We start from the raw sequence: 10,871 nt of genomic DNA, 5'->3' as shown, positions 1-10,871 counted from the left end.
CACGGATTCCTCGCATGTGCAGGCACGTCGCTGCAGCGGGGGCCGGTCGACGCCCGCGGGTTCCTCAGCTGACGGGCCCCGGGGCCTCGTTACCCGAGCCCGCGGGGTGTCGACCGCGTCGTGGTAGGCCATCAGATACCGCTTGGCGGTGTCGAAGCCGTAGCGGGAGATCGCGTCGCGGAACCCGATCGACAAACCCGTGGTGGCCATGCCGCCGTTGCGGCCGGCTCGGGTACGAGCGGATCACAGACATCGCTGACCTGCCGGTCCTCCTGGGCCTGCCGCGCCCTTGACCGGGCGGTCCTCCACCGCCCTGCTTGGGGTCCCGCCCGATGGCGCCGTGCGGCGTGGCCGAGCTGTAACCTGTGTGGTCGACAACCGACCAGAGAGGTGACCGGGATGGACCCCAAGTTCGGAGGGTTGGAACGGACGACGACCCCGGAGGGTGTCTACCGCGTGCTGCGTGGAGCCATTCTCGACGGGACTGTGCCTCCCGGTGGACAGTTGCGTGAAAGGGACATCGCGACGGATCTCGGGATCAGCCGATCCCCGCTGCGCGAGGCGCTGACCAGGCTCGAGGAGGAAGGCCTGGTCGTGAAGGTCCCGTTCCGGGGGGCGTTCGTCGTCGAGGTCAGCGCTCAGGAGATCGCCGAGATCGCCTCGATCCGCTTGCTCGTCGAGCCTTATGCCGCGGAGCTCGCCATCGAAGCGCTCCGTGGGCCCGAGCAGCCCAGGTTGACGCAGACGATCGAGGAACTGCACCGCGCGACCGAGAAGAACGACATCCCGGCCAGCGTCGATGCGCACCTTCAGTTCCACAGGCTGTTCTACGACTTCTCGGGACACGGGACGCTGCGCAGCCTCTGGAGCGGCTGGGAGACCAAGCTGCGCCTCTACCTCCTGGTCGACCACCCGTCCTACAGCGACCTGCACGACATCGCCGTCGAGCACGCGAGGCTGGCCGCAGTCGCGTTGGAAGGCGACACGGATGCGTTCAAGCGGGAACTGGCGCAGCACTTCCAATCAGCGCTGCGAGGCCAGGCCGGAAGCAACGGGCACGCGGCGACCGGACCTGAGGCGCTACCCAGCGTCTGATGACCGCCCCTGACCGGAGGGGATGTGCGGTGAACGAACACACGTCGCGCGACCTGCCCGAGACGCCCGCCCCCGCCGCCTGACGACGCCGCCTCTCCCCCGCGTCTGCGGGAGGGGCGGCGTCGTCTTGCGGTCAGGTCCGGCGGCGGAAGGCTGCGGAAGCTGCCCGTTACAACTCGCAGCGCCAGCCTTCGATCTCCGATCTCCGATCTCCGATCTCCGATGGAGACACAACCCTGGCCACTGTGAGCGTCCCAGTCGGCCGGAGGAAGGCGATCGATTCGATGCCGGTCGGATGGAGTTGACTGCGCTCCCGTGGTCGGGAGCCGACGGTGTGGCAGTCCGATAGAACACGGGCCGACTGTCACCCGACCCGGATTTCCGCTGTCTCCGGCAGCTCCAGATGCCTGCCCTGGAACCGTGTCCGCAGTGCGCGATCGTGGGTGACCAGCACGATCGCCCCCGAGTAGCCGGTCAGCGCTTCCTCCAGTTCCTCGACCAGCGCCGGCGACAGGTGGTTCGTCGGCTCGTCGAGCAGCAGGACGTCGACGGGCTCCGAGACCAGTCGCGCCAGCTCCACACGGCGGCGCTGGCCGTACGACAGCTCGCCCATGCGCAAGCGCAGTTGCGCCGGGCGGAAGAGGCCGAGGGCAAGCAGGTCATCGGCGTGCTCGTCGGCAGAGCCCACGCGGCCCAGCGCGAACGCCTCGGCCACCGTCAGGTCCGGCGGCCACGGCGTCTCGTCCTGGCGCAGATGGCCCACCCGGCCCGGCACCCGCACCGATCCCCCGTCCGGCCGCAGTTCACCGGCGAGCAGCTTCAGCAACGTCGTCTTGCCGGCGCCGTTGGGGCCGGTGACGAGAAGCCGGCCGCTGCGGTCGAGAGTGAGGGAGTCCAGGTGGAGGCGGTCTCCTACGCGTACGTCGGACAGCTGTACGGCGGGGATCTCCACGGAAGCGGTCTTGTTGCCCCCCGCGATGTCCCCCGCCGTCCTCATCCGCGCCGTGAAGGCCAGCGGGTCCGGCGGCGGCGCCACCGGGTTTGCCGTCAGCCGCTCGACCCGCTCGCGGGCGCTGCGGATGCGGGCCATCGCGCCGTGCGCCCGGCCGCGGGCGCGGAAGCCGCCGTGGCCGAAGTTGGCCAGCGGCGCCTTGCGCGGAATGGTGTCGAGGCGGGCGGCCTGACCGGCGGCCAGCCGCTCGTTGCGGGCCAGCTCGGACCGCCACTCCTCGTACTCCTGGAGCCGGCGGTGGCGCTCCGCCGCCTTCGCCGTGCGGTAGCCGGTGTAGCCGTCGCCGTAGCGGGTGACCTTTCCCGCCTCGACTTCCAAGACCGTGGTGGTCAGGCGCTCGAGGAAGACGCGGTCGTGGGTGACGGCGAGCACCGTGCCGCGGTGCGCCCGTAGCTGCGTCTCCAGCCACCGCACGGCCTGATCGTCCAGGTCGTTCGTCGGCTCGTCCAGAAGCAGCAGCTCCGGGCGGCCGGCGAGGACGCCGGCCAGGGCAATACGGGACCGCTCGCCGCCGGAGAGGGTGCCGAGTCGGCGCTCACGGCAGAGGGCGGGCAGGCCGAGGTGGTGCAGGGCGATGTCCACCCGGTGGTCGGCGCCGTAGCCGCCCCTGGCTTCATAGCGCCCGAGGAGCGCGGTGTACGCGGCGAGTGCCGCAGGGTCCTCGCCGTCGCCGAGCGCCTGCTCGGCCCGGCGCAGCTCCCCCTCCAGGGCACGCAGGTCCGCAAGGGCCAGGTCGACGGCGTCCTGGACGGTGGCGGTCGGGGGCAGGGGGATGGTCTGCGGCAGATAGCCGATGCCGCCGGCGGCGGTCACGGTCACCTCGCCGTTGTCCGGGCGCTCCTGACCGGCCATGAGCCTGAGGAGGGTGGACTTGCCGGAGCCGTTGTCACCGATGAGCCCGGCCTTCTCGCCCGGCTTCAGTGTGAAGGAGACCTGGTCGAGGACGGTGTGGCCGGGGTAGCGCTTGGTGACGTGGGAAAGGGTGAGTTGTGAGGTGTGCAAGATCGGATCCCTCCTGGCCGCGCGGATTTCAGCCCGGGCCGGATCGGGGTGGATGGCTGCACGCGAGGCGCGACGACGGCTGAACGGTGCTCTACGCGGTCGGCGCCGGCTGTCTCACAGGGAACCCATGCGAAGGACGGTACGGCACACTGAGCGGTTTGACAAGACGATACGTCTCGCCTAGTCGGTTGCGCGCCGAGCGGCATGTCCGTAGTAGCCCGTGGGTCGGGCCGCGGTGGTCGCCGCGCAACTCGGCGAGCACGGCTCCGTAGAGGTCGGCGCAGCGGATGCCTCCGCTGGGACAAGGGGGCGCAGTTCGCACTCTCACCGTCGTGTCGACAGGATGGAACCATGACCGAGATCCGCACTCCCCGTCTTGTCCTGCGTCGATGGCTTGACGACGACCTTCTCCCCCTGTCCGAGATCCACGCCGATCCAGTGGTGATGCAGGGCATCGGCGACGGCAGGCCGCGCTCCCTGGAGCTGACCGCCGAGGACATCGAGGCGTGGGAGGAGGAGTGGGACGAGGAAGGATTCGGGATGTTCGCGGTCGAGCTCCTGGGGTCCGGTGAGTTGGCGGGCGCCGTCGGCCTGTCCGTGGCCGACGCTCCGGCCGAGGTCGCCGGCCAGCCGGCGATCAGCTGGCGGCTCGGGCGGGTGTTCTGGGGGCAGGGGTACGCCTCCGAAGCGGCCCACGCCACCCTGGAGTTCGCCCTGCAGGACCGCGGCCTCGACCGCGTGGTCGCCGTACGCCGGACGGGCGACAGGGCCTCCGCGAACGTACTCGACAAACTCGGCTTGCAGGCCGAAGGCACCGCGCGACACCCGGTCCATGGCTACGACCTGGCGGTATATGGCATCGACCTGACGCAGTACCAGGGGTAGCACCCGCGCGCCCGGCTTGAGTCGACTTGGTGGCCATGACAGGGCTCCCCCCTTCACCAGAGGACTGAGTACGCGTCCCGTGCGACGGTCCGGCCTGAGGCAGGCACGAAAGAATCGGGTTCGGCGGCGGCGTGCGGGCGTAGACATGGAGCGGCCCGCTCGGTGGGGCGCTGACCAGGCCCGCGCGGCACAGTGCCGGGAGGTGCTGGGACACCCTGGCGGCGGAGAGCACTTTGCGGGTGGGCCAGTTCATCGGTGGACGTCGGAGTCGCCGGTTCGGCCAGCAGCAGGGTCCAGGAGGGGGCGATGACTGCGCACGGGCCGCTGACCCCCGCGACGGGCCTGGGTTCCTGTGGCGTGCCCGTGCCGAGCGCCGGACAGGCCAGTCGCGGCGGCTCCAGCACCGGGAATGGCAGGCCCGGAGCGGGTCCATTTTTCGGTCGGGTTGGAGGGGGACGTGCTTCCGCGGGCGGGTGCGTGTCCTGGGGCGGTTCCCTACGATGCCAGCTATGTCGGACATGACACTGGCGTCCCGGCGACTCGGGAGCGGGCCGCCCTTGGTGGTCGTCCTCCAACTGGACCGGGACGGCTGGGCGCCCATCCTGGAGCGTCTCGCCCGCGAGCGCGAGGTGGTGGCCGTCGACCTCCCCGGCTTCGGCGACAGCCCCCCGCTCCTGGACGGAACCACGCCCACCGTCGAGGCGCTGGCCGCCGCCGTCGCCGAGTGGCTCTCCGGCGCCGGCCTCACCCGCCCACCCGTCGTGGGGAACTCCCTCGGAGCGGCCGTCGCGCTGGAACTCGTCCGTAGCCGCGCGGCGGGAAGCGCCGTCGCACTGTCCCCCGTCGGCCTGTGGACCCGCCCCGAGGCCGCCTACGCCCTCGGCTCACTCCGCGTCGCCCACGCGATGGCACGGGCATGCGCCGAACGCCCCGGCTGGATCGCAGGCCACCCGATCGGCCGAACCCTGGCCTTCTGGCAGCTCGTCGCACGGCCTTGGCGGATCCCGGAGGCGGCGGCCGCCGGTGCGCTGCGCAACCTGGCCCGCTCGCCCGGCTTCGAACCGACGCGGCGCGCGGCGAGCGCTTACCGACTGCGGGCTTTTACCCCTGAGGTACCGGTCCCGGTCACGGTCGCCTGGGGCACACGGGACCTGATGACCCCGCCCCACCAGGCGCTCAGAGCAGCACGATTGCTGCCTGGCGCCCGGCACATCGCGCTGAAGGGCTGCGGGCACTCACCGATGTCCGACGACCCCGAGAAGGTCATCCGCGCAGTGCTCGAGTCCACCAGCGGATGAACTGGACCCCATCATTTCTGCATCACCGCAACGTCGACGCCTGTGGGCCCGGTGGCAGCACGCGCACGCGAATGCGCCGTACCTCCGGGCGAGCGGCGGTCCCGTCGGGCACGACCTTCTCGACACACGGCCCACCTCTTGGAGCGGGCGGCCTGCCTCACCCACATGGCAGACACGGGACGCCGTCTGCTCCCCGCCGTGCTCGAATGGCAGTGCCCTCTGTCGTGAGCTGGCGGGAGTTGATGATGCACGAGATGTGGTGCGGCCCAGACGTGTCAGGACAAGCTGCGTGGCACGTCCTGACTACCGACAAGACCGGCACCCTTTGTGGGGCCAAGAGACTGCAAGAGCCCAATAGTCGAGAACCAACGGACAAGCACTGTTTCACCTGCATGTCGGCACTTCAGGCTGTGCTGCGGCGCCCGACTGAGGGCTCGACGCCGACGGCGGAGTGATGTGCCAGGTCGCGCTCGTGCACGCGCCCCTGGAAGCGGAGCAGCGCGAGTCGCGGCGGCTCCGCTTCCACTCCGCCCTCGCCCGCCGACGCGTCAACGTCCGGTGGGCCTTGAACGGCCGCATGACATGACTGTGTGCATCAGACCGAGTTCCGGCTGACCATCTGGCCCAGGGAAGCCTCTGGAAGACTCAGGGAATGCAGCCGTTTCCCGTGAACCCCGACAGCGTCAAAGAACCCCTGACGCTCCTCGATGACGAAGGGGCGAGCTGGGTTCTCCACCGCAAGCGGCTTGATCTGCGCGTCGTCCGTCGGCTCGTCAAGGACGCCACCACACCTGTGGTCTGGGGGGACATGGGCGGTACGAGCCCCCGGCTTACGACGGAGACCGAACGTCCCATGCTCTGGGACCGGATCAAAGATGGGTACAAGGGCCCCGGCGGAACGTCGCCGACCGGCCGTTACCTGGCTCACGAGTTCCGCGCCGAGCCGGGACGCCGCATGCTCTACGTCGAAGACCACTGCTGATTCCGCGCGCAGGGAGCTGCCCACTCGAGCCTCACCACGATCATGGAGCGTTAGCCTCTAGGCGACTGAGCCCCAACCAGGCCTCGTGACGGGGCCGTTAGGAAGCCGGCGCCGGGTGGCAGGGCGCCTCCTGCACATCCGCCTCGACCTGGTTCCGCGCGGTGCCCTGTTCCTTCGCGCTCGGTCACGGCGTTCTCGACCTCGCGGGCAGCGTCCAGCCAGGCCTGCCATGCGGTGTGCCAGGCGTCGCGCTGCTCGTCGGCCCACGCGTTCGCAGCAGGTCGGCCGTACCAGTCCTGCAGCTGCTGGGCCTTTTTATGCCGGGCACGAGAAGCCCGCCTCGGCGCGCGAGACAGAGGCTTCCTCAACTCCTCAGAGCGCGTGGAGCCAGTTGACTTCGTCGTTGAGGCGGCTGGGCATGGCACAAGAGATCGCCGCCGAACGGAACGTCACCCCGCACGAGGTGCTCCTCGACCTCGTCCGTACGGGCACCCGCCGCGCCGCCTGGGTAAACGGCGTCATTGTCCACAGCGGAGGACCGGCGGCCAAGACGGCGTCACGCCGCTGCAGCCCGTTGAGATTCGAGCCAGGACGAGATCGCGCTGCGGGCCCTCGGCGCGTGCGGCGTATGCGGGTCACGCCACCTGGATGACGTGTTTGCCTTGGACGCCGCCCGCCTCCAGGGCGCGGTGGGCCTCGGCGATCTCGGCGAGGGGACGGACGGTGTCGACGACCGGGCGGAGGGAACCGGCTTCGGCGTACCGCGTGAGGTCGGCGAGCAACGAGGTCGTCGGGTTGCCGCTGAAGAAGCGGACGCGCCGCGATCCGTGCACGGCCGAGCCGGCGACGTAGCCGAGGCTCGCGGCGATGCGGTCGTAGTCGAACGAGATGGCGACCATGCGTCCGCCCGGCACGAGCAGCCGCCGGTAGACAGGGTGCTCGGTGCCGACCGTGTCCATGATGACGTCGTACGCGCCCAGGTCGGACGGGCCGGTCGTCCGGTAGTCGAGGGCTTCGTCCGCACCCAGTTCGCGTACGAAGTCGAGGCTCTTGGCGCCCGCGAGCGCGGTGACACGGGCTCCGAGGAGCTTGCCGATCTGTACGGCGACACTGCCGACGCCACCGCTCGCGCCTCGTACGAGGAGTCGTTCTCCGGTCCTGACGCGTGCCTTGTCGCGCAGGCCGGTGATCGCAGTGGCGCCACCCACGAGGAGGGAGACGGACTGGTCGGGGGTGAGGCCGGCCGGGGCCGGGGCGATCTGCCGGGGCCGGACCGCGACGTACTCAGCCGCACTGCCGAACGTACGGCCGAGGAGGCCCCATACCTGGTGGCCCTCGCGGATTCCGGTGACCGAGGAGCCGACCTCGGCCACCTCGCCCACGAAGTCGAGGCCACTGCGCTGCGGGAAGCGGCGCCCCGTGACCAGGCGCAGCTTTCCGGCGCGGGCCGCGAGTTCGCCCCCGTTGACGCTCACTGTGCGGACGCGGACGAGGACTTCGCGGGGCTCGATGACCGGGACCGGGATTTTGCCCTCGTACAGCACGTCCGGGGGGCCGAAGCTGTCGAAGAGGGCTGCGCGCATGTCGCTCACGGGATCGTCCTGTCTCTGAAGTGACGGAGGATGGTTTCCGCTCCTCTTCCCGACGCTAACGTGGTAAACGGGCGACCCCGTCCACTTATCGTGAAGTGAGAGACATGCCTGCTCAGAGCCCTCGGAAAGCCGCCGCCAAGCCGCTGCGCTCCGACGCCCGGCACAACCGCGAGAAGATCCTCGAGGCCGCCCACGCGGCGTTCACGACGCAGGGGATCGACGCGCCGCTCACGGCGATCGCTCGGCGCGCCGGAGTGGGCCCCGCCACGCTGTACCGGCACTTCCCCACCCGGGACGCGCTGGTCACGGAGGTCTTCGCGGAGCAGGTCGCGGCGTGTGTCGCGGTGCTCGACGAGGCGCTCGCGGACCCCGACCCGTGGCGCGGGTTCTGCTCGGTCGTGGAGAAGGTGTGCGCGATGCAGGCGGCCGACCGGGGCTTCACGGCCGCGTTCCTGTCGCGGTTCCCCGATGCCGTCGGCTACGAGCGCGAGCGCAGCCGAGCGGAGCAGGGCCTTGCCGAGCTCGTACGGCGAGCCCAGGAGGCCGGGAAGCTGCGGGCGGATTTCCATCCCGCCGACATCACGCTGCTGATGCTCGCCAACAGCGGGGTCATCGACGGCGTCACCAAGGACGTGACGGCCGGGCCGCCGCAGCTCGCGGCTGCCGCGTCCCGGCGGCTCGTCGGCTACCTGCTCCAGTCGTTCCCGGCCGGCGGCAGCACCCCGCTGCCGCCGGCCGTGCCCCTGGGCCTCGAGCAGATCCACCAGGTCTGATCAGCAGGGCAGGACGACGGATCGACCGTCGACCGGCGCGGCGCAGGGCACAGGTCCGATACGCGGTCGTTGTGTCTCACTCGCCGCTGCGGTGGCAGGCGCCCGAGGCCGAGGTGTTCGGCCTGTGCGCCGCGAACGGCATCTCCCAGATCGTCTGGTCACCGCTCGCCCAAGGTGTTCTCACCGGCAAGTACAAGCCCGGACAGCCCGTTACGGAAGGGAGCCGGTTCGCCAGCGTGGAGACGGCGGTGTCTCAGGACCTCGTCCACAGCGACGCCACCTTGGAAGCCGTGCAGCGCCTGGTCCCCATCGCCGACGAGGCGGGGATGAGCATGCCGACCCTGGCACTCGCCTGGGTGCTGCGCCGCAGCGAGGTCGCCTCAGCGATCACGGGGGCTTCCCGGCCCGAGCAGGTTTACGCCAACGCTGCCGCCTCCGGGGCGAGTTGTCCGACGACCTGCCGGCCGCAGTCGATCAGGGCCTCGGCGCCGTCCCCGTCACCGAACCCACCCTCGCCCCCGCCGCGCAGACCGGCTTCGAGCACCGCTGACCGTGTTCTCGGCCCGCGCCGCGGCCGAAGGCCCTGTCCCGCTCATCGGACCGTCGCAACGGTTTCTCGGCGCCTGCCATGTTCGAATGTGACCGCTGACCACTCAAGACCGTTCCCGCGCAGGCCGGCGTGCGACGCCGCCTGGAGCGGGAGCACGGCCGGGTTTCTGAGCGTGGCACATGGCCGGGGCGGGCGCGGCGAGTCTTGTCGTGTCGTCCGTGCCCGCCTCGGTGATCTGGTCAGGGGGTTGCCACGAGCTTGTAGTCGTTGGTGTGCGCGCGGAGCTGGGACTCCGCGGCGCTGTAGAGGATCTTCGTGTCGGTGGAGGAGGAGTCGAGGACGACCTTGACGCCGAGGTTGGCCTTGATCTTGTTGGTGGCCAGGTAGTTCCGGGCGCCGCCCGCGACGAGGATGAGAGTCGGGTCGGCTCCGGCCGGGGAGATGCCGGCGGCCGGGACGGAGAACGAGAACTGGTTGGCGGTGACGGAGTTGTCGTCACCGTTGATGTGGACCAGGCCGAAGAGGTCGTCGAAGCGCGTGCTGGTGCCGTCGCCGTACACCCGGCGGAAGTGGTTGCCGGAGATCAGGTTCTCCGAGCTCCCGTTCGTCAGGGCGATCATGCTGGGGAAGTTGCTCAGCAGCTTGTTCGCGGAGACGGTGCAGCGGTTGGAGTTGATGAGGGTGATGTTGCAGGCCCACAGGATGGTGTTGCCGGAGATGAGGATGCCCTCGGCGTTCTCCGCGAAGACCGAGTAGCCCGCCCAGGCGCTGATCAGGTAGTTGTTGGTGATCTTCGCGACCTGTGAGGCACCGGGGAGCGATATCGAAGTGCCGCACTCGGCGACGAAGTTGTTGGTGAAGCTGCACGCGTCCGCGCCCTTCACCACCATGGCCTGGGTGAGGTAGACGAAGCCCATCCCCTCGAAGCGGAACGAGTCGTTGTCCGACTGCACCGAAATGCCGATCTTGTGGTTGCCCTCCACGTACGGCTTGGTGGACGCCACGCCGTCGATACAGAAGTCCTGGAAGACGATGCCGTTGAGCCGGCCGACCTCGGCGGGTGCCCCGGAACGCCGGACCAGGAACGCCTCGTCGGTGCCGTCGGTGTGCTTGACCCGGATGTGGCTGGAGCCGGGCTGCACCTCGAACCAGTTGCTGGTGTCGGAGGTGTCGTCGTGGATGGCCCGGGACAGGAAGCCGTGCCCGGAGCCTTTGATCGTCAGGAAGCTGATGTCGATGACGACACGGGTGAGCAGGTCGTAGTGGCCCGGCGGGATGTAGATGACGGCGCCCGGTCTGGTGTCCTGGGTGGTCTGGTTCGACTTGATGTCGGCGATGATTTCGTTGATCACCTTGCCGATGTCGGTGTACGGGGAGACGCTGCCGTTGAAGGTGGTGACGTCGTAGACGGTGGTGACCACGGGTGTCCTTCCGGTCGAAGGTGTCCGCTTTGCAGGGCGGTCAGAGGAGGCCGACGATCTTGGCGTAGGGATGTCCCTTGGTGTCGTGCTTGCCGGGCTCGGGCTTTTCCGGGACGGCCGCGGCGGCCGGCTGGGGTGGTGCGGCCGACAGGAACGCCACGGCGGTCAGGGCCGTCGCCGCGGCGCCCCGGAGGAGGGTGCGGCGGGACGGGGCGGGTGGTTGGTCAGGGTGCATGACGACTCCTCGCGAACTCGGGAGTT

At 70.0% G+C, this 10,871-nt stretch carries 11 protein-coding genes and 1 pseudogene; 6 read left to right on the top strand and 6 right to left on the bottom strand.

The features are described 5' to 3' along the window. Nucleotides 1-210, bottom strand: a 210-nt coding sequence (locus GTY47_RS40910; protein ID WP_010033750.1) for a hypothetical protein, incomplete at its 3' end; no start/stop codon positions are given. 189 nt (nucleotides 211-399) lie between these two features. Here GTY47_RS40910 and GTY47_RS15540 point away from each other — a divergent pair. Beyond that, nucleotides 400-1,095 carry a GntR family transcriptional regulator gene (locus GTY47_RS15540; RefSeq protein ID WP_010033748.1) on the top strand — a complete coding sequence of 232 codons (696 nt, stop codon included), beginning with the start codon at nucleotides 400-402 and terminating at the stop codon, nucleotides 1,093-1,095. Nucleotides 1,096-1,459: 364 nt separating this feature from the next. Here GTY47_RS15540 and GTY47_RS15535 read toward each other — a convergent pair whose 3' ends face one another. After that, nucleotides 1,460-3,109, bottom strand: coding sequence for a TlrC/CarA/OleB/SrmB family ABC-F type ribosomal protection protein (locus GTY47_RS15535; protein ID WP_010033745.1), 1,650 nt, complete (start codon nucleotides 3,107-3,109; stop codon nucleotides 1,460-1,462). Between the two features lie 351 nt (nucleotides 3,110-3,460). Here GTY47_RS15535 and GTY47_RS15530 point away from each other — a divergent pair, with 351 nt between their 5' ends. From GTY47_RS15530 to GTY47_RS15520, 3 genes are all read left to right on the top strand, one after another. Beyond that, nucleotides 3,461-3,994 carry a GNAT family N-acetyltransferase gene (locus tag GTY47_RS15530; RefSeq protein WP_010033738.1) on the top strand — a complete coding sequence of 178 codons (534 nt, stop codon included), beginning with the start codon at nucleotides 3,461-3,463 and terminating at the stop codon, nucleotides 3,992-3,994. A 509-nt stretch (nucleotides 3,995-4,503) separates the two neighbouring features. Then, on the top strand, nucleotides 4,504-5,292 hold the full coding sequence (locus tag GTY47_RS15525; protein ID WP_231911081.1) for an alpha/beta hydrolase: 789 nt from the start codon (nucleotides 4,504-4,506) through the stop codon (nucleotides 5,290-5,292). 652 nt (nucleotides 5,293-5,944) lie between these two features. After that, the gene (locus tag GTY47_RS15520; protein ID WP_010033725.1) at nucleotides 5,945-6,274 is read left to right on the top strand and encodes a hypothetical protein; all 330 of its coding nucleotides are present in this window, start codon (nucleotides 5,945-5,947) and stop codon (nucleotides 6,272-6,274) included. A gap of 635 nt (nucleotides 6,275-6,909) precedes the next feature. Here GTY47_RS15520 and GTY47_RS15515 read toward each other — a convergent pair. After that, nucleotides 6,910-7,866: an NAD(P)-dependent alcohol dehydrogenase gene (locus GTY47_RS15515; RefSeq protein WP_010033724.1), complete on the bottom strand. Its 957-nt coding sequence runs from the start codon at nucleotides 7,864-7,866 to the stop codon at nucleotides 6,910-6,912. A 104-nt stretch (nucleotides 7,867-7,970) separates the two neighbouring features. Between GTY47_RS15515 and GTY47_RS15510 the strand changes: the two genes are divergently transcribed. Further along, nucleotides 7,971-8,639 carry a TetR/AcrR family transcriptional regulator gene (locus GTY47_RS15510; protein ID WP_010033723.1) on the top strand — a complete coding sequence of 223 codons (669 nt, stop codon included), beginning with the start codon at nucleotides 7,971-7,973 and terminating at the stop codon, nucleotides 8,637-8,639. 71 nt (nucleotides 8,640-8,710) lie between these two features. Then, a pseudogene (locus GTY47_RS41860) lies at nucleotides 8,711-9,016 on the top strand (aldo/keto reductase); the annotation flags it as partial. Nucleotides 9,017-9,054: 38 nt separating this feature from the next. Here the strand turns inward: GTY47_RS41860 and GTY47_RS41855 are convergent. The 3 genes from GTY47_RS41855 to GTY47_RS15495 all read right to left on the bottom strand — a co-directional run bounded on the left by GTY47_RS41855 (nucleotide 9,055) and on the right by GTY47_RS15495 (nucleotide 10,845). Beyond that, nucleotides 9,055-9,183 carry a hypothetical protein gene (locus GTY47_RS41855; protein ID WP_267880831.1) on the bottom strand — a complete coding sequence of 43 codons (129 nt, stop codon included), beginning with the start codon at nucleotides 9,181-9,183 and terminating at the stop codon, nucleotides 9,055-9,057. 245 nt (nucleotides 9,184-9,428) lie between these two features. After that, on the bottom strand, nucleotides 9,429-10,610 hold the full coding sequence (locus GTY47_RS40900; RefSeq protein ID WP_010033722.1) for a NosD domain-containing protein: 1,182 nt from the start codon (nucleotides 10,608-10,610) through the stop codon (nucleotides 9,429-9,431). 40 nt (nucleotides 10,611-10,650) lie between these two features. Next, nucleotides 10,651-10,845: a hypothetical protein gene (locus GTY47_RS15495; RefSeq protein ID WP_010033721.1), complete on the bottom strand. Its 195-nt coding sequence runs from the start codon at nucleotides 10,843-10,845 to the stop codon at nucleotides 10,651-10,653. Nucleotides 10,846-10,871: the final 26 nt, after the last annotated feature.

This window comes from Streptomyces sp. SID5464, assembly GCF_009862985.1.
In the GTDB taxonomy this organism is placed as follows: Bacteria; Actinomycetota; Actinomycetes; order Streptomycetales; family Streptomycetaceae; genus Streptomyces; species Streptomyces chartreusis_D.
The sequence above is the reverse complement of the archived record's forward strand: the minus strand, read 5'-3'. Positions and strand labels throughout refer to the sequence as shown.

Excerpts from the sequence above, each read along its gene's own strand:
- GTY47_RS15495 (WP_010033721.1), bottom strand. The coding sequence starts at position 10,845 with ATGCACCCTGACCAACCACCCGCCCCGTCCCGCCGCACCCTCCTCCGG.
- GTY47_RS15525 (WP_231911081.1), top strand. The coding sequence starts at position 4,504 with ATGTCGGACATGACACTGGCGTCCCGGCGACTCGGGAGCGGGCCGCCC.
- GTY47_RS15520 (WP_010033725.1), top strand. The coding sequence starts at position 5,945 with ATGCAGCCGTTTCCCGTGAACCCCGACAGCGTCAAAGAACCCCTGACG.
- GTY47_RS15530 (WP_010033738.1), top strand. The coding sequence starts at position 3,461 with ATGACCGAGATCCGCACTCCCCGTCTTGTCCTGCGTCGATGGCTTGAC.
- GTY47_RS15540 (WP_010033748.1), top strand. The coding sequence starts at position 400 with ATGGACCCCAAGTTCGGAGGGTTGGAACGGACGACGACCCCGGAGGGT.
- GTY47_RS15510 (WP_010033723.1), top strand. The coding sequence starts at position 7,971 with ATGCCTGCTCAGAGCCCTCGGAAAGCCGCCGCCAAGCCGCTGCGCTCC.